Source organism: Branchiibius sp. NY16-3462-2 (assembly GCF_001594145.1).
Lineage (GTDB): Bacteria > Actinomycetota > Actinomycetes > Actinomycetales > Dermatophilaceae > Branchiibius.
On the sequence record NZ_LVCF01000038.1, the window covers coordinates 181,855 to 204,358 of the forward strand.

At 67.2% G+C, this 22,504-nt stretch carries 22 protein-coding genes; 13 read left to right on the top strand and 9 right to left on the bottom strand.

All coding sequences use genetic code 11. The features are described 5' to 3' along the window. Window positions 1-12: 12 nt before the first annotated feature. Window positions 13-1,224, top strand: a complete 1,212-nt coding sequence (locus AZH51_RS12670) for a NarK/NasA family nitrate transporter (RefSeq protein WP_291524831.1) — start codon at window positions 13-15, stop codon at window positions 1,222-1,224. A gap of 3 nt (window positions 1,225-1,227) precedes the next feature. Here the strand turns inward: AZH51_RS12670 and AZH51_RS12675 are convergent, their stop codons facing one another. Continuing rightward, window positions 1,228-1,707 (bottom strand): DUF456 domain-containing protein, encoded by a 480-nt coding sequence (locus AZH51_RS12675; protein WP_291524833.1) that lies wholly within the window; start codon window positions 1,705-1,707, stop codon window positions 1,228-1,230. Window positions 1,708-1,786: 79 nt separating this feature from the next. Beyond that, window positions 1,787-1,993, bottom strand: coding sequence for a hypothetical protein (locus tag AZH51_RS12680; RefSeq protein ID WP_291524835.1), 207 nt, complete (start codon window positions 1,991-1,993; stop codon window positions 1,787-1,789). Window positions 1,994-2,202: 209 nt separating this feature from the next. Between AZH51_RS12680 and AZH51_RS12685 the strand changes: the two genes are divergently transcribed. The 6 genes from AZH51_RS12685 to AZH51_RS12710 all read left to right on the top strand — a co-directional run bounded on the left by AZH51_RS12685 (window position 2,203) and on the right by AZH51_RS12710 (window position 8,476). Further along, window positions 2,203-4,296 (top strand): DNA topoisomerase IV subunit B, encoded by a 2,094-nt coding sequence (locus AZH51_RS12685; protein ID WP_291524837.1) that lies wholly within the window; start codon window positions 2,203-2,205, stop codon window positions 4,294-4,296. A gap of 87 nt (window positions 4,297-4,383) precedes the next feature. Further along, window positions 4,384-5,388, top strand: a complete 1,005-nt coding sequence (locus tag AZH51_RS12690) for an acyl-CoA dehydrogenase (RefSeq protein WP_291524839.1) — start codon at window positions 4,384-4,386, stop codon at window positions 5,386-5,388. Beyond that, window positions 5,385-6,734: a bifunctional PIG-L family deacetylase/class I SAM-dependent methyltransferase gene (locus AZH51_RS12695; protein ID WP_291524841.1), complete on the top strand. Its 1,350-nt coding sequence runs from the start codon at window positions 5,385-5,387 to the stop codon at window positions 6,732-6,734. The genes AZH51_RS12690 and AZH51_RS12695 overlap by 4 nt, the downstream gene beginning before the upstream one ends. Then, window positions 6,731-7,441, top strand: coding sequence for a glycosyltransferase (locus AZH51_RS12700; RefSeq protein ID WP_291524843.1), 711 nt, complete (start codon window positions 6,731-6,733; stop codon window positions 7,439-7,441). Before AZH51_RS12695 ends, AZH51_RS12700 begins: the two co-directional genes overlap by 4 nt. 202 nt (window positions 7,442-7,643) lie before the next feature. Beyond that, window positions 7,644-8,321 (top strand): DUF899 family protein, encoded by a 678-nt coding sequence (locus AZH51_RS12705; RefSeq protein WP_291524844.1) that lies wholly within the window; start codon window positions 7,644-7,646, stop codon window positions 8,319-8,321. A gap of 20 nt (window positions 8,322-8,341) precedes the next feature. Further along, on the top strand, window positions 8,342-8,476 hold the full coding sequence (locus AZH51_RS12710; RefSeq protein WP_291524846.1) for a hypothetical protein: 135 nt from the start codon (window positions 8,342-8,344) through the stop codon (window positions 8,474-8,476). 104 nt (window positions 8,477-8,580) lie between these two features. Here the strand turns inward: AZH51_RS12710 and AZH51_RS12715 are convergent, their stop codons facing one another. Beyond that, entirely contained in the window at window positions 8,581-9,081 is a 501-nt protein-coding gene (locus AZH51_RS12715) for a DUF4279 domain-containing protein (RefSeq protein ID WP_291524848.1), read from the bottom strand. Between the two features lie 183 nt (window positions 9,082-9,264). Between AZH51_RS12715 and AZH51_RS12720 the strand changes: the two genes are divergently transcribed. Next, on the top strand, window positions 9,265-9,828 hold the full coding sequence (locus tag AZH51_RS12720; protein ID WP_291524849.1) for an HhH-GPD-type base excision DNA repair protein: 564 nt from the start codon (window positions 9,265-9,267) through the stop codon (window positions 9,826-9,828). Here the strand turns inward: AZH51_RS12720 and AZH51_RS12725 are convergent. Continuing rightward, window positions 9,825-10,235, bottom strand: coding sequence for a VOC family protein (locus AZH51_RS12725; protein ID WP_291524851.1), 411 nt, complete (start codon window positions 10,233-10,235; stop codon window positions 9,825-9,827). The genes AZH51_RS12720 and AZH51_RS12725 overlap by 4 nt on opposite strands. Window positions 10,236-10,332: 97 nt before the next feature. On the opposite strand from AZH51_RS12725, the gene AZH51_RS12730 reads away from it, so the two are divergent. Together AZH51_RS12730 and AZH51_RS12735 are read left to right on the top strand one after the other, a co-directional pair. Further along, a complete protein-coding gene (locus AZH51_RS12730) occupies window positions 10,333-11,121 on the top strand; it encodes a polysaccharide deacetylase family protein (RefSeq protein WP_291524853.1) in 789 nt (262 codons plus the stop codon). A gap of 15 nt (window positions 11,122-11,136) precedes the next feature. Next, on the top strand, window positions 11,137-11,667 hold the full coding sequence (locus AZH51_RS12735; RefSeq protein WP_291524855.1) for a DinB family protein: 531 nt from the start codon (window positions 11,137-11,139) through the stop codon (window positions 11,665-11,667). Here AZH51_RS12735 and AZH51_RS12740 read toward each other — a convergent pair. The 4 genes from AZH51_RS12740 to AZH51_RS12755 all read right to left on the bottom strand — a co-directional run bounded on the left by AZH51_RS12740 (window position 11,653) and on the right by AZH51_RS12755 (window position 16,620). After that, window positions 11,653-12,585, bottom strand: a complete 933-nt coding sequence (locus AZH51_RS12740) for a sucrase ferredoxin (protein WP_291524857.1) — start codon at window positions 12,583-12,585, stop codon at window positions 11,653-11,655. The two genes, AZH51_RS12735 and AZH51_RS12740, sit on opposite strands and share 15 nt — an antisense overlap. Then, complete coding sequence (locus tag AZH51_RS12745; protein WP_291524859.1) at window positions 12,582-15,053, bottom strand: DNA topoisomerase (ATP-hydrolyzing) subunit A; 2,472 nt, start codon at window positions 15,051-15,053, stop codon at window positions 12,582-12,584. The genes AZH51_RS12740 and AZH51_RS12745 overlap by 4 nt, the downstream gene beginning before the upstream one ends. Window positions 15,054-15,164: 111 nt before the next feature. Further along, complete coding sequence (locus AZH51_RS12750; RefSeq protein WP_291524861.1) at window positions 15,165-15,689, bottom strand: DUF6584 family protein; 525 nt, start codon at window positions 15,687-15,689, stop codon at window positions 15,165-15,167. 148 nt (window positions 15,690-15,837) lie between these two features. Continuing rightward, entirely contained in the window at window positions 15,838-16,620 is a 783-nt protein-coding gene (locus AZH51_RS12755) for an LLM class F420-dependent oxidoreductase (protein ID WP_291524863.1), read from the bottom strand. A gap of 53 nt (window positions 16,621-16,673) precedes the next feature. Between AZH51_RS12755 and AZH51_RS12760 the strand changes: the two genes are divergently transcribed. Further along, entirely contained in the window at window positions 16,674-17,753 is a 1,080-nt protein-coding gene (locus AZH51_RS12760; RefSeq protein ID WP_291524864.1) for an alpha-hydroxy acid oxidase, read from the top strand. Between the two features lie 33 nt (window positions 17,754-17,786). On the opposite strand, the gene AZH51_RS12765 is transcribed toward AZH51_RS12760, so the two are convergent. Further along, on the bottom strand, window positions 17,787-18,407 hold the full coding sequence (locus AZH51_RS12765) for a nitroreductase family protein (RefSeq protein WP_291524866.1): 621 nt from the start codon (window positions 18,405-18,407) through the stop codon (window positions 17,787-17,789). Between the two features lie 51 nt (window positions 18,408-18,458). Between AZH51_RS12765 and AZH51_RS12770 the strand changes: the two genes are divergently transcribed. Both AZH51_RS12770 and AZH51_RS12775 read left to right on the top strand, forming a co-directional pair. After that, window positions 18,459-19,814: a hypothetical protein gene (locus AZH51_RS12770; protein WP_291524868.1), complete on the top strand. Its 1,356-nt coding sequence runs from the start codon at window positions 18,459-18,461 to the stop codon at window positions 19,812-19,814. Then, window positions 19,811-22,465 (top strand): GNAT family N-acetyltransferase, encoded by a 2,655-nt coding sequence (locus AZH51_RS12775; protein ID WP_291524870.1) that lies wholly within the window; start codon window positions 19,811-19,813, stop codon window positions 22,463-22,465. The genes AZH51_RS12770 and AZH51_RS12775 overlap by 4 nt, the downstream gene beginning before the upstream one ends. Window positions 22,466-22,504 lie beyond the last annotated feature (39 nt).

The following is a 22,504-nucleotide window of genomic DNA, read 5'->3' on the forward strand; positions in this document are numbered from 1 at the left end:
GAGAAGTCCGCGATGAGTACAGCTGAGCAGCCGACTGGGGGTGAGCTGTCCGGCCAGGGCAAGAATCTGGCGCTGGCCACGTTCGCCTTCGCCGTCACCTTCTGGGCGTGGAACATCATCGGCCCGTTGGGGGTGCGCTACACCGAGGAGATGCACCTGTCAGGCACCCAGAAGGCCCTGCTGGTGGCCACGCCCGTCCTGGTCGGATCGGTCGGCCGGATCCCGGTGGGGGCGTTGACCGACCGGTACGGCGGCCGGCTGATGTTCCCGGTGGTCACCCTGCTCGTGGTGCCGTTCGTGCTCCTTGTGGCGTTGGCGGGTCAGGCCAAGTCCTTCCCGATGATGCTCATCTTCGGGTTCTTCCTGGGAATCGCCGGCACGACCTTCGCCATCGGCATTCCGTTCGTCAACCAGTGGTACACCAAGGACCGGCGGGGTTTCGCCACGGGCATCTTCGGTGCCGGTATGGGTGGTACGGCACTCTCCGCGTTCTTCACCCCGCGCATGGTGAAGGCCTTCGGCTACATGCCCACCCACCTGATCTTCGCGGTGGCTCTGGTCCTGACGGCGATCCTGTGCTGGCTGGCCATGCGGGACTCGCCGCTGTGGAAACCCAACAACGCTCCGGTGGTGCCCAAACTGAAGGCCGCGCTGAAGCTGCCGGTCACCTGGCAGATGTCGTTCCTCTACGCCGTGGCGTTCGGTGGGTTCGTCGCGTTCTCGACCTACCTGCCGACCTACCTGAAGGACATCTACGACTTCAACCTGACCGATGCCGGTACCCGCACCGCCGGCTTCGCGATCGCCGCCGTCGTGGCCCGGCCGATCGGGGGCGTGCTGTCGGACCGGATCGGGCCGCGCCAGGTCGTGGGCATCTCGATGCTGGGTACGGCGATCTTTGCCGCTGTGGTCGCCTTCCAGCCACCGTTGGAGTGGCCGGCGGGGATCTCGTTCGTGCTGCTGGCCTTCTTCCTCGGACTGGGCACCGGCGGCGTCTTCGCGTTCGTCGGCAAACAGGCTCCCGCCGCCGAGGTCGGCACCGTCACTGGTCTGGTCGGAGCCGCCGGGGGACTGGGCGGGTACTTCCCACCGCTGATCATGGGGGCGACCTTCGGCCTGGTGTTCTCCGGCTACGGGTTCGGGTTGATGCTGCTGGTGATCGTTGCGCTGATCGCTCTGGTCTTCACCTACACGGGGATCAAGGACCGCGCGCCGGCCTCCTGACCGTCAGCGAGTCGCCAGCAGGCCTGCAACCCAGATCAGCGCCACGATCACCGCGGCGGTGAGTTCGACGGCGATGCTGGTGACGACCGCCTTCACCGCGTGCTTGGTAGAGGTCCAGGCATCGGCGACGGTGCGGGTGCGACCCAGTTCGGCGATCAGCACGCCGACGACGAAGCCCACGAACAGGCCGACGACCGGGATCACGAAGAAGCCGACGATCGCGCCGATAGCCCCGATCAGGATCACCCGGCCGGGGACTCCGGCGGCGGCCATGCGTTTGCCGGGCACGGTGTACTGCACGATCCAGCCGATCGCCGCGACGACGCAGGCCGCCGCGAAGAACCACCAGGCGACGCCGCCGGTCGACCAGGCCCACAACAGGACCCCGAGCAGGCTGAGCGCCAGCCCCGGCAGCACGGGGACGATCAGCCCCACGATGCCTACGGCGATCAGAAATCCGGACAGAAGGGTGACGGGGTGCACCCGGTCAGCCAAGCACACCGAAACGCGAACGGGACGGACCCGAAGGCCCGTCCCGTTCGTTCACATCAGCCCTGGCCGGTCAGCCCTCCTTGGGCTCCACCAGCCGGTCAGTCTCATCGATGACCTCTTCAGCGATGGCCTGCAGCTTCGGCAGGTGCTCACGCCCGTGGTGGGCGCAGAACAACAGTTCGGTGTCGCCAGCAAGGCGGGCACGAATGAATGCCTGCGCGCCGCAGCGGTCGCAACGGTCCGCGATAGACAAAGTAGGGGCGAGTGCAGTCGTCATGACGGTCTTCCTCTCCTCGAAAACCCAATATCTCCTGCTGGTGCCAACAGTGAATCACGCCAAACCCTTCCCGGATCGCACCTTGGGACAGCGGTTCTGGAGAATGTGTCGTACGTCACGTGCAGCACCCCTCCATCCCAACACATCTGAAGCGGCCGCGTCGTGTGGCGTGCACAGGACCGCCCTCGAGGAGGGTTTACCCTGCGGTCGTGAGCACCGCTGCGTCTTCTGCCCAGGACTACACCGCCCGGCACCTACAGGTGCTGGAGGGTTTGGAGGCGGTCCGCAAACGGCCGGGGATGTACATCGGGTCGACCGACGAACGCGGCCTGATGCACTGTGTGTGGGAGATCATCGACAACTCCGTCGACGAGGCTCTCGGGGGGTACGGCGACGACATCCAGGTCGTCCTGCATCACGACGGAAGCGTCGAGGTCCGCGACAACGCCCGTGGTCTGCCGGTCGACATCGAGCCGCGCACCGGGTTGTCGGGGGTGGAGGTGATCTTCACCAAGTTGCACGCCGGCGGGAAGTTCGGTGGCGGCGCGTATACCGCCTCCGGTGGCCTGCACGGGGTGGGTGCGTCCGTCGTGAACGCGCTCGCGGCACGGCTGGACGTCGAGGTGGACCGCGCCGGGAAGACCTACGCGATGAGTTTCCGGCGTGGCGAGCCGGGGGTGTACGACGACAAAGGCGAGCCGTCCCCGGACGCCCCGTTCACGCCGTACGTCAACAACAGCGAGCTGCGGGTGGTCGGCAAGGCCAAGCGGGGCACGTCCGGGACCCGGATCCGCTATTGGGCGGACCCGCAGATCTTCGTCAAGAACGCCACCTACGACTGGGAGGGTCTGCTCGGGCGGGCCCGGCAGACGTCGTTCCTGATCCCGGGGCTGACCATCACCGTGCGCGACGAGCGCGGCGAGGAGCCGGTGCAGGAGCGCTTCCAGCACGACGGTGGGATCAGCGAGTTCACCGAGTTCCTGGCCCCCGATCCGGCGGTGACCGACGTGTGGCGGCTGGATGGTTCGGAGACGTTCACCGAGACGGTGCCGGTGCTGGACGGCAAGGGGCACATGGTGTCCCAGGAGGTCGAGCGCGAGTGCGGCGTCTCGATCGCGCTGCGCTGGGGGACCGGCTACGAGACCACGATGCGGTCCTTCGTGAACATCATCGCCACGCCCAAGGGCGGCACCCACCAGGCCGGCTTCGAGCAGGCCGTGCTGAAGGTGTTCCGCAAGCAGCTCGAGGTGAACTCCCGGCGGCTCAAAGTCGGCAGCGACAAGGTGGAGAAGGACGACATCCTCGCCGGAGCGACCGCGGTGGTGACCGTGCGGCTGGCCGAGCCCCAGTTCGAGGGGCAGACCAAGGAGGTGCTGGGTACGCCGGCCGTGCGGCAGATCGTCGCCCGTGTCGTCGAGCGCGAGCTCACCGCCCGCCTGACCTCGACCAAGCGGGACGACAAGGCGCAGTCGTCGCTGGTGCTGGAGAAGGTCGTCTCGGAGATGAAGGCCCGGATCAGCGCCCGCATGCACAAGGAGACCCAGCGCCGGAAGACAGCGCTCGAATCCTCCTCTCTGCCACCGAAACTCAAGGATTGCCGGTCGACCGATGTGTCCCGCACGGAGTTGTTCATCGTGGAGGGTGACAGCGCGCTGGGGACCGGTCTGGCCGCGCGCAACTCCGAGTACCAGGCGCTGCTGCCGATCCGGGGCAAGATCCTGAACGTGCAGAAGGCGTCGATCGCGGACATGCTCAAGAACGCCGAGTGCGCCTCGATCATCCAGGTGATCGGCGCCGGGTCCGGGCGGACCTTCGATCCGGAGATGGCGCGGTACGGCAAGGTCATTCTGATGAGCGACGCCGACGTCGATGGTGCGCACATCCGCACGCTGTTGCTGACGCTGTTCTTCCGGTACATGCGCCCGATGGTCGAGCAGGGTCGGGTGTATGCCGCGATGCCGCCGCTGCACCGGATCGAGACCGTTGCGCAGGGCCGGGCCAAGGGTGAGGTGATCTACACCTACACCGAGCAGCAGATGCGCACCACGATCCGCGATCTGGAGCGCAAGGGTCGCTCGATCAAGACGCCGCAGCGCTACAAGGGCCTGGGCGAAATGGACGCCCACCAGCTCGCGGACACCACGATGGATCCGCGGCAGCGCACCCTGCGGCGGGTGTCGCTGAAGGACGCCGCTCGGGCCGAGGAGATCTTCGACCTGCTGATGGGTTCGAAGGTCGAGCCGCGGCGTGACTTCCTGGTCGAGTCTGCGGATTCCCTTGAGCGAGAACGGATCGACGCCTAAGACGCGAGCTTTACTTCACCCTCCGGGGTGATGTCCCTTCGGGGGCGTGGCGCCGGTGGGTCGCTCCGGCGCTGCCATGCTCACGAGGTGAAGCAACCAGTAGGAGCCCTCCAGGAACCCAAGCGCTCGGTGACCTTGGGCATCGATCCTGCAGTCGCTCCCACGCCGCCGACGGTGCCCTGGGCACTGCGGTTGGCGCAGAACCTGTCGCTGCCGATGCCCGGCGCCGGGGACACGCTCACCTTGTGGGACGCGCTCAGCCGGCTCGCGGCGTACGACCTGACCGCGGCCCGCGCGCTCGAGCCGCACGTCGACGCGCTCTCGATCCTGGACCAGGCCGGTCTGACTCCCTCCGAGGTGGGAGGTACGGCGCGCAGCACCTGGGGGGTGTACGCCGCGGAGGGCCCGGCCGGCAAACTCACGGCCTGCCAGGACGGTGACCAATGGGTCGTCGACGGCGTCAAACCGTGGTGCTCGTTGGCGAATCAGGTCTCGCACGCGCTGGTGACCGCCTGGACAGGGTCGACGACGCGGCGGCTGTTCGCGGTGTCGATGTCGGACACGCAGGTGCTGGACGTGCCGTGGGTCTCCCGCGGGCTAACCGAAATCGTCTCTGCTCCAGTGCAATTCGATGCTGTTCCAGCGGTCCCGATCGGGGACGACGGGTGGTATCTGCATCGGCCCGGGTTCTGGTGGGGTGCGATCGGCGTCGCCGCCTGCTGGTACGGGGGAGCGGCGGGGGTCGCCGAGCGGTTGCGGCCGCGGCCGGGTCGGGAGCCCGACCAGATCGCGGGCCTGCACCTCGGTGCTGCGGATGCGGCGCTCTACGCCGCCGCCTGCACCCTGCGCGAAGCCGCCTGCGTGGTCGACGATCCCGGCGACCGCTCCCGCGACGAGCTCACCGCCCGGCGGGCCCGCGCCATCGTGCGGGCCGCCTGCGACGACATTCTGGGGCGCGTGGCGCGGGCGACCGGACCGGCGCCGTTGACCTTCGAAGAAGAGCACGCCCGGCGGGTGGCTGACCTGTCGGTGTATATCTGCCAGGACCACGCCGAGCGCGACCTTGCCGCTCTCGGAGCACTGCTCGCGTGACGACGCCGGTGTTCAACCACCGGGATACCGGTCGCAGCGAGGCGGATTGGCTGGCTTCGCCGGGTTGGCAGCAGGTGCGTCCGATCCGGCTCAGCGCGGGCGTGGGGACGCGCGGCCTGGTGGTGATCGCAGCCCATCCGGACGACGAGACCCTGGGCGCCGGTGGTGCGATCGCGCTCGCCCACGCTGCCGGGATCCCGGTGCAGGTCCTCATGGCCACGGACGGTGAAGCATCCCACCCGGAGTCGCCGACCCGTTCCCGTCGCGAACTGGCGCAGTTGCGTGAGGTCGAGGTGCGCCGTGCGCTTTCGTTGCTGGCGCCCGGGTGCGAGGTGCGCCACCTGCGGCTGCCGGACGGTCAGCTGGCCGATCACGAGTCCGAGCTGCAGGACGCGCTCGGCAAATGGGTGGCCGAGCTCGATGTGGGCTGTGTCTTGCTAGCTCCGTGGCGGGAGGACGGGCATCCCGATCATGCCGCTGCCGGCCGGGTCGCGGCCCGGGTGGCGCGGGAGTACGGCGCGGCGCTGGGTGAATACCCGATCTGGGCGTGGCACTGGGCTCGGGATGAGGACGTGCCGTGGTCGCAGCTCCGCTCGTTGCCGCTGGATGATGCGACGTTGCTGATCAAGCAGGCTGCGCTGGCCGAGCATCACTCCCAGGTCAACCCGTTGTCATCGCAGCCGGGGGACGAGACCTTGCTCGGCCCGGAGATGCTGGAACACTTCGACCGGCCGTTCGAAGGTTTCATCGACGTCTCCGGCCGGTGGGACGAATCCATCTTCGAGCGGCTGCACTCGGCAGCCGTGGATCCGTGGTCGGTGCGCAGCAGTGCGTACGAACGTCGGAAGCGGAAGCAGACCCTGGATGCACTGCCGACCGGCCGTTTCGAGCGGGCCTTCGAGCCGGGGTGTTCCATCGGTGAATTGACCGCCGCCTTGGCGGACCGTTGTGACGAACTGCTCGCGGTCGACCTCAGTGCTACGGCGGTCCGTGCGGCCAGGGCTCGCACCGCGGCACTGCCCACCGTGAGCATTGAGCAGCACGCGGTGCCCGACTGGTGGCCGGCGGGCGATTTCGACCTGATCGTGCTGTCGGAGATCTGCTACTTCCTGGACGTCCAAGGCCTGCGTCAGTTGCTGCTCGAGACGCGCTCCAGTCTGCGATCCGGTGGTCATGTGCTGCTGTGCGATTGGCGCCATCCGATCGACGGCTGGGCGTTGGATGCTGCCCGCGTCCACCGTGCCGCGCACGAGATCCTCCGACTACCAACGCATTTCACGCTGAGCACCGACGACATGATGTTGGAAGTCCTCGGTCCGGCGCCGGTGGATGGGGGAGCGGTATGACCAACCTGGGGGTCGTCGTACCGGCACGGAACGAAGCTGACCTGCTGCCGGATTGTCTTGCGGCGCTGAGTCGTTCGCGCGCAGCGCTACGTCAGTGGGCGCCCCAGGTCTCCGTCCGGTTGGTCCTCGTGCTCGACTCGTGTGTCGACGCCAGCGCGCAAGTGGCGCAGGTCTATTCGCAGATCGAGACGGTAACCGTTGACGCCGGTTGCGTGGGCGGAGCGCGCCAGGCGGGTATCGATCATCTGCTGCGATCGGGTTCGGCGGTCCTGGGTGACTGGTTCGCGTGCACGGACGCTGATTCGGCGGTTCCCGCCGACTGGCTGATCACCCATTACGAAGCGGCCCGCGCGGGCGTCGATCTGCTGCTGGGTTCGGTGCGCCCGGACCGTGGGCCGCTGAGTCCGGAGGATTTTGAGGAGTGGCAGGCACGGCACGACCTGGGCGACGGACACGGGCACGTATTCGGCGCCAACCTTGGATTCGGGGTGCGCACGTTGTCGGCTACTGGTGGCTTCCGGCCCCTGCCGGTCCATGAAGACGTCGACCTGACCGTCCGGACCCGGGACGCCGGCTTGACCGTTGTGGCTACCGGTGCCAGCCCGGTCGTCACATCGGCGCGACACAGCGGCCGCACCCCGGCCGGATTCGCGTCCTATCTGCTGCGGGAGTTCGGACCGCTACCCGATCAGGCCGCAGCTGGCTGAACGTGCCGCGTCGCAACTAGTGACGAGATCGCCACGACTTGCTGGCTCCAGCGGCCCGGCCCCCCACGACTCGTGACGAAACCGCCACAACTGGTTCGGCGAGGCGACCGTCCGTCCTTGCTTTTGCGGTACGCCTCTAGGGGCGATGCGTTGGTTCGACCACGGCCTAGCGTGGGCAAGAACCGAGGAAGGGAACGTCACGATGTCCGATAAGTCCCAGCAGCCAGCAGCGGCTCCGCCCGTGGTGGATCGCTCAACCTTTGACGCGGCCTTGGCGGAACAGGTCGCCCAGGAGAAGGAACTGACCCGTCACGGTGACCGGGTCTCAGCCAGCCGACGACGGTTACCGATGGTCGAAGTGGAGAACTATCAGTTCGACGGCGAACACGGTCCGGTCACGCTGACCGAACTCTTCGGGGACACCTATCTGCTTCTCGTCCAGAACTTCATGTTTGGCCCGGACTGGGAAAAGGGCTGTCCCAGTTGCACTTTCGCCGCTGACAACCTTCCGTTCAACATGGAACGTCTGGATGAGGAAGCGATCGCGTTCGCGATGATTTCGCATGCACCGGTGGAGAAGCTCAAGGCGTGGCGCGCGGAGCGAGGTTGGCCGTATACCTGGGTGTCGTCGTACGGGACGAGCTATCACGACGACTGGGAGTGGAACTCGACGTTTCCAGACGGGAGTAGCGGTCCGGTGCCCGGCTACTCCTACTACCTTCTGAAAGACGGCGTCCCTTACCTGACCTACACCACGCGCGCCCGGGGGACGGAGGCGATCCTGCCGGTCGCGCACATCATGGACCGCACGGCGTACGGGCGTCAGCAGGATTGGGAGGACAGCCCGACCGGCTGGCCGCAGTACCCGACGTACGGCTGAACGTGCGGCAGGATTGCTCCATGGCTTTGCAGATCGCGCAGGACCCGGCAGCTGACGAAGTGCTCGCCAACGACCCCCTTCTTGGCCGCGGGCGCTTCGCGGGTGCGGATCCCGATCATGCGGCGTTCGTACTGCGACGTTGCGAGGATGACTGAGGCGACCATCTCCCCGGCCGGTGTCGTCATGTCCTGGCCATAGTGAGCGCGACGAGTCTGCCTTCACTAATGCGTCCACGTCGGTCGCATGGGAACCGGCGGGGCTAGTCGGGCGGGATGATGTATTGGTCCACGTCGAGGCCGCAGTCGAAACTGGCCAGACGCCTCAAAGTCTCTACCGAAAGCCCTAACGCTGGCGTGGGAATGTCGATCCATGACTGGCCATCGCCTCCTACGACAACCTCGCCGTACATCGAGATGACCAGATTGATTTGCACCGACAGGTCTCGCTCGGCTGAAGCCCTCAACAATGCCTGTCGAACGGGCTCGAACGTGTCGAGCAGATCGATGATGACGGTCTCGCTGTCGGCGGTTGACGACTTAGCTGTTATCCAGCACCAGGCCGAGGCAGGGTAAGTGCGGTCCGGGCCCAAAGGGTCACCTCGTTGCCGAGTCCTGGTGGGCGTAGCTCCGAGAAGGTCAGTCAGCCATACGGAATCGACATCGTCGCCGGTATAGGGCCCGTAGATGCACAGCTCCGCGTATTGCTCGATCCGCCGTTCTGAACCTGCCGCCGATCGCACAGCATGTTTGGCATTACTCACCTGCGCTACGACCGTTCACAATTCATGCAATCCCTCACGCCGCTGCTCTCGAGCAAGCCCAGCAATCTCCCATCGCGGGTCCACGACGAGGGAGCGTTCGTCATCTCCGCATCCTGTCATCGCCTAGCCATCGACGTCGAGACAGGCGTCGTAAGAGATGAGAGGGGTCCTATTCTGGGGGCCATGGCGTTGCAGATTGCGCAGGACCCGGCAGCTGACGAAGTGCTCACCAACGACCCGTTCGGGTTGTTGGTCGGCATGCTGCTGGACCAGCAGTTCCCGATGGAACGGGCGTTCGGGGGACCGCTGAAGATCAAGGATCGCTTCGGCACCCTGTCGCCGGAGAAGATCGCCGCCGCTGACCCGGAGGCGTTTGCGGACCTGTGTGCGACGCCGCCGGCGATCCACCGCTACGGGCGCTCGATGGCAGGACGCGTGCAACAACTGGCGGTCGTCGTGTGGGATGAGTACGGAGGTGACGCGGCCTCCATCTGGACGACGGCCGGCTCCACCGCCGAGTTGCTCAAGCGGCTGAAGGCGTTGCCCGGGTTCGGGGATCAGAAGGCACGGATCTTCGCCGCGCTGCTCGGCAAACAGCTGGGTGTGCAGCCGGACGGTTGGCGCGAAACCATTGGTCCGTACGCCGAGCCGGGCAGCTTCCGCTCAGTCGCGGACGTGGTGGACGAGGCGTCGTTGCAGAAGGTCCGCGAGTTCAAGAAGGCGGCGAAGGCCGCGGCCAAGGGTTAGGTCTGCGGGTCGCCGAAGTCGACCATCCAGCGGATGCCGAACTCGTCGGTGACCTCACCGAAGAAGTCGCCCCACGGTGCCTGGTTCAGCGGCACCTCGATGGTGCCGTTCTCTGCGAGGGCATCCCACCAGCCGCGCACCACATCGGGCTCGTCGCCGGTCAGCGCGACGACACCGTTCGGCGGCAGATCCATCGAACTGGGCACGTCGGCGCCCATCAATGTGTGACCGGCTGCAGTCTTGAGGAAGCCGTGCATCACCCATTCCTTCTCGGCCTCATCGACCGGCATGTCGAACATCGAGAACGGTGCCAGGTCGAGATCACCGCCGAAGACCGCGTGGTACTTGGTCATCGCCTCCCGGGCGTTGCCGCGGAAACTCAGGTACGGGTTGAGACGGGTGGTCATGGCTCTCCTGATGTCGGGTGTTCCGACCGTAACCATGGTGGGCGTATCCCGTGGCACCCCAGCGGGTCTTCAGATTCACGAATTAGCGTCGGGATCCGTGCACCGGCGAGGCTTTCTGATCACGACCGCGTTGACTGTTCTGGGGCTCGCGAGTTGTTCCTCGCAGCGACCTGACGCGGCCACCTCGGCGTCGGCCTCGACCTCCAAGAGCACCTCGCCTGGCACGCAGCAGTTCCGGCCGCCCACGGGAATCGTCAAGGCAGCCGTACCTCACGGCACGATCTACGCGCTGCCGGGCAACGGGCGGCATCTGGCACTGACCGTCGACGACGGTACGGACGCCACCGTCGTCGCGGCGTACGCGAAGTTCTGCGCCGACACCGGAATGCGGATCACCTGCTTCGTCAACGGGGTGAACCGCGGATGGACCGACAGCCGGGCTGTCCTTGCGCCGATGGTGGAGTCCGGGCAGGTCTTCCTGGCCAATCACACCTGGTCCCACCCGGACCTTCGCACGTTGAGCGCCGCCGAGGTCAGCGACCAGGTGACGCGCAACGAGAAGTTCCTGCGATCGACCTACGGCGTGAGCGGGCGCCCGTTCCTCCGTCCCCCGTTCGGGCACTACAACGCGGCGCTGGCGCGGCAGTTGTCCGATCTGGGCTACCCGGCGATCACTATGTGGCTCGGCAGCCTGTCCGATGCCAGCGTCATCGCACCAGCGCGCGTGGTCTTCCACGCCAAACAGTGGTTCCTGCCGCAGCATCTGGTGATCGGCCACGCCAATCATCCCGCGGTGACCCACGTCTATGGACAACTCGTCGACATCATCAAGGAGCGGAACCTGCAACCGGTGACGCTGGCCGACGTGTTCAATGTCGATGCGTGAGGCCACACTGCACGTATGACACCTGAACGCACTGACCCGCCCTTACAGGCTGACGAGCCAACGATGTTGCTGGCCTTCCTTCAGTACCACCGGGACACCCTGCGGCAGAAGACCGCCGGACTGGACGCCCGTCAGCTGGACACGGTGCTCCCTCCGTCGGAGATGACTCTCGGCGGAATGGTGAAACACCTTGCCGCTGTTGAGGACAACTGGTTCCAGAATGTCCTGCGTGGAGTGACCGAGCTGCCGCCGTGGACAAACGTTGACTGGGACGACGATCGCGACTGGGACTGGCACAGTGCGCGCGACGACGATCCGTTGACGCTGTTCTCGTTGCTGGAGCAGGCGCAGGAGCGTTCTGATGTCGCCATCGGGCAGGCGCTGTTGGCCGGCGGACTGGACGCTCTGTCGGTGGGGGCGGATCGGCACACCGGCGAGTCGTTCACGCTGCGCTGGATCCTGTTGCACATGATCGAGGAATACGCGCGCCACAACGGCCATGCGGACTTGATCCGCGAGTCTATCGACGGGTCAATCGGCGAGTGAGACCTCGAAGAAGAACGACGGCTTGGCCACCTTCACGCAGGAGTCCTTGAGCTCCGGGCCCGCCACGCGGCGTACGTCGACCGGCCAGGCCCGCCCGTCGCGGTGGGTGACCTCACCCCGCCAGCCCTCGCCGTCCGGATGTAGGTCGGTGCGCAACGCGCGTAGGGATAGCTCCGAAATGCTCTGGCGCACAACGGACTCCGCGGACTGCGCCGGGGGAGCGAGCACTGACCGACCCCGGTCGTACGCCGAGTGATTGAGTTCCACCGGGATCTCACCTTTGCGTTCGGCCGGGATGATCGCTGCTGCGGAATCAGTCGTCAATCGGGCGTAGGTCTGCCCCGACGGCAACGCAATGCCCGTCGGCGCGAACCGGTGGCCGCCGGTGTGCGAGCACTCCCACACCCGCTCCGGGAACTGCTCCTGCAGGGACAGCGCGATGGGTCGACCGCGCACGGCACAACACACGTCTCGTTTGCTGTTGGTGCAGATCAGCAACGCCGGGTCGCGGGTCTCATCGAGGGTGTCAAGCGTCTCGGTCACCGCATCAGGGTCGTCACCGGCCAGTAAGGACCACGGCGTCCGCAACAACTCGGCCGGATCGTCGACGGTGCCGACCAGCAGCCACGGGTCAGTGGCGAGTCCGCCCGCGATCAGCACCGTGGGCTCGGTCGTGCCAACGTCCACGTGCCGGCCCGGCCGCCGGATGAGCAGCAGACGACCACCGTGGTCCGAACAGGCTTGTGCCAGAGCTGATCCCACCGACGGGTCGAGGTGGGACTCGGTGACAGCCTCTCGTCCCCACGGGCCGTTCTGCTCCAGGGCAACCCAGAACGCCGCCTGCGACGCCGTGCCGAGGGCGGGCAGCCCGGCGTCGTCCCATTGCGCCGAGCACGAGTCCGGGAGCGGCTGCGTCACTCGGCCTCCGGCCGCGCGGACACGCCGGGCAGGACACTGGACGACAACGCGGCAATCGGCGCAGCCGCCGGGGTTCCGCTGCCGTCGCGACGGCCCGGTTCGGTGGGCAGTGCGACCTGGGTCCCGGAGGAAGCCGCCGCTCGCACCGGTGGCGTCCCGACGTAGGCCAGGATGAGTTCGTCCTCCCCGCGCAGGAACCGGTGGGCTCGCACGCCGCCGGTCGCCCGGCCCTTGCCCGGGTACTCCTCGAACGGGGTGACCTTCACCGAGCCGGTCTCGGTGCCGGGAAGGGCGCCGGAGGAGCCGGCGATCGTGACCACTGTGGCGGCACCGGTCACCGCACCGAAGAAGACGACGCGCTGGCCGCTCGCGAGCTTGATCCCGGCCATGCCACCGCCAGCGCGACCCTGCGGTCGGACGGCGGACGCGGAGAAGTGCAGCAGCGAGGCGTCGCTACTGATGAAGACGAGTTCCTCTGTGTCTGAGGCTAGTTCGACCGCGCCGACGACCTCGTCGCCATCCTTGAGAGTGATGACTTCGAAGGAGTCCTTGGCCGGATAGTCCGGGTTGACCCGTTTGACGACACCGTCCTTCGTGCCGAGGGCGAGGCCGGGGGAGTCTGCCTGCACCGAGCACAGGGTGAGGATCCGCTCGCCCTTCGGTAGGTCGACGTACGCCCCGATCGGCGCTCCACCGGCGAGGGCAGGCGGGTCGTTCGTCGGCACCAGGGTCGGCAGTTCCAGAGCCGACAGTCGCACCACGCGTCCCGCAGAGGTGACGGCACCGAATTCGCCGCGGACCGTCGTACGCACAGCGCCGACGATCACATCGTGTTTGCGCCGGCTGCCCTCTGTTGCAAGCGGATCCACGTTCGTCGTCCGCGCCAGCAGACCCGTCGAGGACAGCAGCACGAAGCACGGGTCGTCGGTGACCTCCAGCGGCGTGTCAATCGAAGCCGGTGTGCCCGCCGACTCCAGCAGGATGGTGCGGCGCGGTGTGCCGTGGGCCTTGGCGACGTCGGCGAGTTCGCTGGAAACCAATGTCCGCAAACGGTTTTCGTCACCGAGGATGGCTTCGAGCTCTTCGATCTCGCGGCGCAGTTCCTCGGCTTCCTTCTCCAACTCGATGCGGGAGAACTTGGTCAGGCGACGCAGTTGCAGGTCGAGGATGTAGTTGGCCTGCACCTCGGTCAGGTCGAAGACGTCGATCAGCCGCGTGCGCGCCGTACCCACATCGTCGCTGGTCCGGATCACCTGGATGACCTCGTCGATATCGACCAAGGCGAGCAACAAGCCATCGACCAGGTGCAGGCGGTCCTTGCGCTTGTCCAGGCGGAACTGGGTGCGTCGGCGGACCACATCGATACGGAAGTCGACATAGACCTTGAGCAGATCCTTCAGCCCGAGCGTCTGCGGCTGGCCGTCGACCAGCGCGACGTTGTTGATGCCGAAGGACTCCTCCATCGGCGTCAGTTTGTAGAGCGTCTGCAGAACGGCTTCGGGATTGAAGCCGTTCTTGACCTCGATCACCAGGCGCAGACCGTTGTTGCGGTCCGAGAGGTCCTTGACGTCCGAAATGCCTTGCAGCTTCTTGGAACTGTGCAGGTCCTTGATCTTCTCGATGACCTTCTCGGGGCCGACCAGATAGGGCAACTCGGTGACCACGATGCCCTTGCGGCGCGGGGTGATGTCCTCGATGCGAGCGGTCGCTCGGGTCCGGAAGGTGCCCCGGCCGGTGAGGTAGGCGTCGCGAATGCCCTCGAGCCCGACGATCTGCCCGCCCATCGGCAGGTCGGGCCCGGGCACGAAACGCATCAGGTCGTCCAGCGAACAGTCCGGGTGCTTGATCAGATGCCGGGCTGCGCCGATGACCTCGACCAGGTTGTGCGGCGGCATGTTGGTGGCCATGCCGACCGCGATGCCCGAAGCCCCGTTGACCAGCAGATTGGGATAGGCCGCGGGCAACACCGCCGGCTGCATGAACTGTTCGTCGTAGTTCGGGACGAAGTCGACGGTGTTCTCATCCAGGCTCTGCGTCATCAGCAGGGCGGCAGGAGCCAGCCGCGCCTCGGTGTACCGGCTGGCGGCGGGACCGTCGTCGAGCGAGCCGAAGTTGCCGTGCCCGTCGATCAGCGGCAGCCGCATCGTGAACGGCTGCGCCATCCGGACCATCGTGTCGTAGATCGCCGTGTCCCCGTGCGGGTGGTACTTACCCATCACCTCACCGATGACCCGGCTGCACTTGACGTGCGGGCGGTCCGGGCGCAGCCCGAGCTCGGTCATCGCGTAGAGGATCCGGCGCTGCACCGGCTTCAAGCCGTCGCGCGCATCCGGCAGCGCTCGGGCGTAGATGACGCTGTAGGCGTACTCCAGGAACGCCGTCTGCATCTCGTCCTCGACGTCGATGTCGATGATGTGCTGCTGGTCGTCGGGGACGAAGCCGTCGTCGTTGTTCTTCTTGGTCGCCATCCGGGCTGGGTGCTCCTCGCGCGTGCTGACAGTCCTGCCCATCTTCCCGTACGCCGAGTGGTCACCTGCCGCCGGACACGCTGGGCCCGGTGTGCCCAGGTGGACAGCCCGTCAGTCGAACCAAGCGGCGACGGTCTTCACCCCCTGGATCACGAAGCTGACCCCACCAATGGCCATCAGTGCGAGCACGAGCATGAACGCGCTGATCCCAACGACCTCGAGCGCTTTCTCCCAGCGGCTCTGTTCGAAGTCGGGATCGCCGGAATGCTCCCACGCCAGGGCGTGACCCTCTGCGCGCTCGGCCTCCGCACGCAGTTGCGCCAACCGTTCGGCCACGACCGGCGTCGCGTCGCTCTCCGCTGCGCGCCACCCGACGACGCGCATGCGCAGCACCGGATCCGGGTAGTCGCGAGCGAAGGCGGCGAGTTCCTCCGGGTCGGCGTCTTCCGCCAGGAAGGACCAGCGGCCCGCCTGTCCCGCGTGGCCTTCCCTGCGGTAGAGGTCGGCCAACTGAAGCCGCAGGTCCTGCCGCTCGGGGTAGCTGCCCACCAGTCCGCGCAGTCGTTGCCGGGCCATGGCGACATCGCCCGCTGCCAGATCTTCGGCAATCCGGTGCTGGGTCTCCTTCTCGGCCATCCGAGGATTCTGCGGGTCAATGCCTCTCGGCAGCAACCGGTTTCCCGGCACCCCCCCCACCGGGTTCGGTGATGGATTGCCGGTTCCAGTCGTTGAAACCAGCAATCCGTGACCAAACCCGGGTAGAGCCCCCAGCGACGGCGTGCTCCTACAGGCTGTCTCGCCAGGTGACGAATTCCTGCAGCCGGTCGAAGTCGTAGTCCGGGCCACCCGTGCCGACGGTGAACTGCGTGACGCCCTGCTCCAGCAACTTCGGCCCGATCTGCGTGGCCGGACCAGCGTCGCCTGGCACGCCCAGCGAGATCTCGATGTCCGAGAAGTTTCGGCCCACCGCGTCGCAGTGCCCCTTCAACACCGAGATCTTGTGATCGAGCGTCTCGCCGGTGACGAAGGTGTGCCACACGTCGGCGTGCTGGGCGACCAGGCGCAGCGTCTTCTTCTCGCCACCCCCACCGATCAGGACCGGGATCTTGCGCGTGGGAGCCGGGTTGAGCTTGCCGAGGCGTGACTCGATCCGCGGCAGGTCGTCGCGCAGTTTGTCGAGACGACCACCCGCGGTGCCGAAGCTATAGCCGTACTCGTCGTAATCCTTCTGGAACCAACCGGATCCGATACCCAGGATGAGGCGGCCGTCACTGATGTGATCGACCGTGCGTGCCATGTCGGCGAGCAGTTCGGGGTTGCGATAACTGTTGCACGTCACCAGTGCACCGATCTCGACGCGCGACGTCTGCTCGGCCCACGCGGCCAGCATCGTCCAGCACTCGAAGTGCTTGCCCTCGGGCTCGCCATAGAGCGGATAGAAGTGATCCCAGTTGTACACAATGTCGACGCCGAGATCCTCAGCGCGGGTGACCGCGTCCCGGATCTGCGCGTACTCCGCGTGCTGCGGCTGTAGCTGAACACCGATGCGAACAGGCCGTGTCGTCATAGGCTCGATAGTAGGGACCGCGTCTGCGCAGGAACGCCCAGGTGGAGGGGATCGTGGAGGGAAATCTCGAGGCGGCGGCGCGTGCCGCGCTCGATCCGCACGTCTGGCACTACATCAGCCGGGGGTCCGGCGACAACGTGTCCGTCGACGAAGCCACCGACGCCTGGCGCCAGTACCGCTTCCGGCCGAGAGTCCTGCAGGACGTCCGGCACGTTGACACCGGCCTGGAGTTGTTCGGCCATTGGCGTACGCCGATCGGCATCGCCCCCAGCGCGTTCCACCAGCTCTACACACCGCGAGGTGAACTCGCTACTGCCGCAGCGGCTCTCGCGTGCGGCGCGCCGATGGTCCTGTCCAGCCGCACCACGACCCGCCTGGAGGACGTCGCCGCCGCGCTCGGTGGACCGTGGTGGTTCCAGGTCTACGTCATGCGTGAGCCGAGCATCACTGCCGCGACAGTACGGCGGGCGCGCGACGCGGGAGCCAGCGCTCTGGTGCTCACCGGTGACACGCCGTACGTCGGCTATGTCCCACCGACGGGCACGGCCCGGCCGCTGCCACTCACCGACGAACTGGCCCTGGTCAACGTCGCCGAACACCTCCCAGACCGCGACATCGACGACATCTGGGACCTGATCGACCAGGACGCCGGTATCACCACCGACACGATCGCCTGGTTGGTGCAGGAGTCCGGGCTCCCGGTGATCGTCAAGGGAGTCCTGCGTGGCGATGAGGCGATCCGCTGCGTCGAAGCGGGCGCCAGTGGCATCTGGGTGAGCAACCACGGTGGTCGGCAACTGGACGGTGCCGTGCCGACCGCGCACGCGTTGCCCGAGGTCGTCGCAGCAGTCGACGGGCAGGTGCCGGTCGTCGTCGACGGCGGAATCCGTTCCGGCACAGACGCATTGGCAGCACTGGCCCTCGGCGCGAGCGCGGTATTCCTCGGCCGCCCGGTCATCTGGGGCCTGGCCGACGACGCGGCAGCCGGCGCCGCGCAGGTCGTCACCCAGGTGGCCGACCAACTGCGCCACGCGATGGGCCTGGCCGGGGCGACGCGCCTGGCGGATCTCGACCCGAGTCTGGTGTTCGGCACCCCGACTTTTGGATCAGGATCCACCCTCAGAAGCTCTTGACGGGTGAATTGCGTTCCAAAAGTGGGGAAGGGCTCAGCCCGCGGGCGTGAACGGCTCCCCGAAGCGCCCGGAGTGGAAGACCTCCTCGACGCCACGTCGCGCCCGCTTGCGCGGACTACCCGTCGGCTTCTTCTCGGCGGAATACCCCAGCGCCACCACGCCCACGATGTTGCGGTCCTCGGGGATGGCCAGCGCGGAACGTACGGCGGGCAGGTCCTCCACCTGCACCCCGAAGAACAGCGCGCCCAGGTCCGCGTCCACCGCCAGCAGCAGCATCAGCATCGCCGCCATCCCGGTGTCGACATCCCAGTAGAAGACCGGCCAGTGCTCCTCCTGCCCGTCCTGGAACGGTTTGTCCTTCTCCTGGTAGCGCTTCAGATACGTCGACTTATCCGACAGGCACACGATCAACGTGGGCGCATTACGGACCCCTGCCAGCCACGATCCGGGCCAGTTCTCGCTGGCCATGGCGGCCCAGAACGGGTCCCGGTCCGGGCCCTGCAACACCACGAAGTCCCAGCCCTGGCTGAATCCCGCGCTCGGGGCCCGAAGTGACAGCTTCGCTATCTCAGCCAGCACGTCCGGCGGCACCTGACGGTCGGGGTCGTAGTTGCGGATCATCCGCCGCTTGCGGATCGCGTCTGTGAGTTCCACGTGCCACTGGTATCACGGCCGGGTATCAGGGGTGCGGACTACCCTGGGATCGTGCCGGAACCCATCGTCGATCAGCCGGTCGTCGATGCTGCCACCGAGCCGCCCCACCCGGCGCGGATCCCGTGGCGCGGCATCTCCGTCGCCCTCGGGATTGCCTTCGGGCTCATGGTCGCTGCGCTCGGGGTGTACGCCGTCACGTTGCAACCTCTGGGCGGGCAGGTGCGGCGCGGATACGCCATCGACCCGGGTCAGGTCGTCGCAGGTACGAACCTGACCAGCCCCTCGGTCGAGGCCCCGAGCCCGCAACCGCCCGAACCCGTACCGCCGGGACTGCGCAGTTGGTCGGTGTCCAACGCCGGTGCGGGTTCAGTGTTCGCCCTGGGCGCGGCTGACTGCTCGGATGACGTCTGCCCGGTTCTCCTGCGGTCATCGGATGACGGCACGTCCTGGAACGCAGTGCAGACCTTCAACAACGCGGATACCTCTAGTGCCAGAGGCGATTTCGTGCCGTCCGTGCAACCGGACCGTGCCATCACCCAGACCCGGTTCCTGGATCCCCAGCGCGGGTACGTCTTCGGTGGCGACCTGTGGCTCACCCGCGATCGCGGGCAGACGTTCAGCCGGATGCCGCACGTGGGTCAGACGGTGCTCGATGTCGCGGTCGACGCACCCAGGAACACCGTCGCGGTGCTCGCGTCGGACGGCTGTGTCCAGGGCACCTGCACCGGGCCGATATACCTGAGTCTGATCAAGCCGTCGGACAACTCGGTGTCCGGGGTGACGGCAAGTCTGGTGCCCACGATCGCGGTGAGCGCCGGATCGCTGGTGCTGTCCCACGGCAAGGTGTTCGTCCAGGTCAGCGGCAGCCCGACCGGGCCGTTCGATGCTTACGCGGTCAAGGGCGGTGCCCTGGTACCGATGAAGGGCCCGACCGCGTGCCGGGGGACCGGGATCGGTGCCCTGACCGGTGTGGCAGGAGCGCGGGGGCTGTACGCCGTGTGCGCACCCGTCGCGGCAGGTGACCGCACGTCGTACACCGTCATCCGGTCCGACAACGACGGGGGCTCATGGGCGGTGGCGTCCGTGGGCGCGCTCGTCCTGCCCGCGATCGGCCAGGTGAGCCTGGCCGCGCCGGACCCCTCGGTGCTGGTGGCCGCCAGTGGCGGTCCACGCGGCGATGTGGGCTTCGTGCCGAAGGGATACGCGGCGTTGGTGCGGTCCGACAACGCGGGGCGAACCTTCTCGCCACCCACGACACCGCCGACATCAGCCACCGGTTTCGACGATGTGATCGCCACCGATGATTCGAGGCTGTACGCCATCCCGCGCACCACCTCGGGATACTGGACAAGTGACGATGATGCGACTACCTGGCGCTACGTCGACCCGGCGGTGGAGAAGCGATGACTGACTACCCCCAGCACTGGGAGGCCGATGTCGTCCTGCGGGACGGCTCGGTGGCCCAGGTGCGGCCCATCCGACCCTCTGACGGTGACGCACTGCGCGCGTTCCACGACGCCCAGTCACCCGAATCCACCTACCTGCGCTTCTTCGCGCCGATGAAGCACCTGTCGGACAAGGACGTGCACCGCTTCACCCACGTCGACTACATCAATCGGGTCGCTCTGGTGCTGCGCAGCGGCGACCGTCTGGTGGGCGTCGGGCGGTTCGACCGGTTCGATGACGGCCGCAAGGCTGAAGTGGCGTTCAACGTCGCCGACTCCTTCCAGGGCCGTGGGGTCGGGTCGGTGCTGCTGGAGCACCTGGCCGCGATCGGTCTGGAACTCGGGGTGGAGGAGTTCGTCGCCGACGTCCTGCCGCAGAACGTCAAGATGCTGTCGGTGTTCACCGAGGCGGGTTATGCGGTGAAGCGGGCCTTCGAGGACGGCGTCGTGGCCCTGTCGTTCCCGATCGAGCCCACCTCGGCTTCGCGACAGGTCGTGGTGGCCCGGGAGCAGCGAGCCGAGGCCACCAGTCTGCGGGCGTTGCTGGCTCCGCAGTCGGTTGCCGTCGTGGGGGTCAGTGAGAAGCCGACCCGGCTGGGTCGGCGCGTGTGGCAGCAGGTGGTTGACGGCGGTTTCACCGGCGACCTCTTCGCGGTGAACTCGTCTGTGCACCAAGCGATCCCTGATGTGAAGATCTACGAGCGGGTCACGGATCTGCCGCAGCCGGTCGATCTGGTGGTGATCGCCGTACCCGCAGCCGCGACGCTGGCCGTCGTCGACGATTGCACGACGCTCGGGGTGCGCGCGGTGACGGTTCTGTCGGAGGGATTCGCCGAAGCCGGCGGGGACGGTGTGCGGTTGCAGCGCGAACTCCTGCGCCGCGCCCGCTACGGAGGTATGCGGGTGCTGGGACCCAACTCCTTCGGGCTGATCAACGCAGAGACGCCGATCCGGCTGAACGCCTCGTTGGCTGACCGGTTGCCCGACCCCGGCGGCCTCGGCCTCTTCTCCCAGTCCGGTGCTCTCGGCGTCGCCGTTCTCGACTTCGCCCAGTTGCGGGGTCTGGGCATCAGCCAGTTCGTCAACGCCGGCAACCGGGTCGACGTCTCCGGCAACGACGTGATGCAGTACTGGATCGAGCACGAGGAGACCACCCTGGTCGGGCTCTACCTCGAATCCGTCGGTAACCCGCGCAAGTTCTCCCGCATCGCGCGGCGCCTGTCCGAGCGCAAACCGGTGATCGTGATCAAACCGGGCACTTCGTCGTACGGCGTGCCCGCCGGTCACCGGGTCCGCGGCACCCACGCGGATCCCGAGGCGTTCCAGGCGATGCTGGACCAGGCGGGCGTCATCCGCGTCGACGATCTGCACCGGATGTTCGACGTGGCCCAGTTGCTGCTGCACCAACCGGCGCCACGGGGCCGCCGCGTGGCCATCGTCGGCAACTCCGATGCCCTCGGAGCCATCGCCGCCGACACCGCGGTCAGCCACGGGCTGGAGGTCACCCGCGGACCGGTGAACCTGCCTGCCGAGTCGGCTCTGGACGATATGCGCGAGGCGCTGCGTGACGCGTTCGCCGATGCATCCGTGGACGCCGTGGTCACCAACTTCATGCGCCAGCAGCAGGGCGACGGCCATGAAGTGGGCGCGATGCTCGCGGAGATCAGCTCGGTCAGCGAAAAACCCTGTGTGACAACGATCCTCGGCGTTCAGGGAGTCTCGGATTCGCTGGCGTCGGGGACTCTGGAGGACGGTAGCCGCCGGGTGGTGCCCGCCTATCCGTTGCCCGAGGACGCCGTACGCGCCCTGGCTCTGGCGGCCGGGCGCAGTGACTGGACGGCCGCTGACAGGGGCGAGTTGGTGCTCCCTGAGGGCATCGACCCCGAAGCTGCCGGCGCGTTGATCGATCGCGTCCTGGAGCAGAGCCCGCATGGCCGCGACCTGCAACCCGATGAGGTGCAGGAGTTGCTGGCGGCTTACGGCATCACGGTGTGGCCGGCGCGGCCGGTGAAGTCGGCCTCGCAAGCGGAGTCGGCGGCCAAGGACATCGGCTATCCGGTTGTGGTCAAGTCAGTGTCGCCGCGGGTGCGCAGCCAGACGATCACCGCTGTCCGCGCCGATCTGCGGCACAAGGTCGCCGTCCGTGACGCGTGGACCGCACTGCACGAAGCTCTCTCCCCGACCGGGGACGCAGAGTTGGTGGTCCAGCACATGGCCACACCCGGCGTCGCCTGCGTGGTCGAGTCCGGTGAGGACCCGCTCTTCGGTCCCGTTCTGCGGTTCGCGATCAGCGGCGCTCCCGAGGAGATGGGCGACGTCGGCTACCGGATCCCACCACTGACCACCGGCGACGTGAGCGACCTGATCGACTCGGTGCGTGCAGCGCCGCTGCTGCACAACGTCGGTGGCGGCGGAGTCATCGACCGCCCCGCCCTGGAGGACCTCATCGCACGCGTCGCGGTCCTGGCTGATCAACTGCCGCAGGTCGCTTCCCTGCGACTCAGCCCGGTCAACACCCACCCCGGCGGAGTCGACGTGCTGGACGCGCGCTGCTCGGTCGCGCCACCGCAGTCCCGTCAGGACACCGGCCGGCGGGCCCTGTCCTCCGGCTGATTCCGGTGGCTGATCCACACGCCCGCCTCACGCGCTGGG

What these genes read in the sequence shown, in the direction of transcription:
- AZH51_RS12670 (WP_291524831.1), top strand. Translation starts at nt 13, where the DNA reads ATGAGTACAGCTGAGCAGCCGACTGGGGGTGAGCTGTCCGGCCAGGGC.
- AZH51_RS12680 (WP_291524835.1), bottom strand. Translation starts at nt 1,993, where the DNA reads ATGACGACTGCACTCGCCCCTACTTTGTCTATCGCGGACCGTTGCGAC.
- AZH51_RS12700 (WP_291524843.1), top strand. Translation starts at nt 6,731, where the DNA reads ATGACCAACCTGGGGGTCGTCGTACCGGCACGGAACGAAGCTGACCTG.
- AZH51_RS12705 (WP_291524844.1), top strand. Translation starts at nt 7,644, where the DNA reads ATGTCCGATAAGTCCCAGCAGCCAGCAGCGGCTCCGCCCGTGGTGGAT.
- AZH51_RS12710 (WP_291524846.1), top strand. Translation starts at nt 8,342, where the DNA reads ATGGCTTTGCAGATCGCGCAGGACCCGGCAGCTGACGAAGTGCTCGCC.
- AZH51_RS12720 (WP_291524849.1), top strand. Translation starts at nt 9,265, where the DNA reads ATGGCGTTGCAGATTGCGCAGGACCCGGCAGCTGACGAAGTGCTCACC.
- AZH51_RS12725 (WP_291524851.1), bottom strand. Translation starts at nt 10,235, where the DNA reads ATGACCACCCGTCTCAACCCGTACCTGAGTTTCCGCGGCAACGCCCGG.
- AZH51_RS12735 (WP_291524855.1), top strand. Translation starts at nt 11,137, where the DNA reads ATGACACCTGAACGCACTGACCCGCCCTTACAGGCTGACGAGCCAACG.
- AZH51_RS12745 (WP_291524859.1), bottom strand. Translation starts at nt 15,053, where the DNA reads ATGGCGACCAAGAAGAACAACGACGACGGCTTCGTCCCCGACGACCAG.
- AZH51_RS12750 (WP_291524861.1), bottom strand. Translation starts at nt 15,689, where the DNA reads ATGGCCGAGAAGGAGACCCAGCACCGGATTGCCGAAGATCTGGCAGCG.
- AZH51_RS12755 (WP_291524863.1), bottom strand. Translation starts at nt 16,620, where the DNA reads ATGACGACACGGCCTGTTCGCATCGGTGTTCAGCTACAGCCGCAGCAC.
- AZH51_RS12775 (WP_291524870.1), top strand. Translation starts at nt 19,811, where the DNA reads ATGACTGACTACCCCCAGCACTGGGAGGCCGATGTCGTCCTGCGGGAC.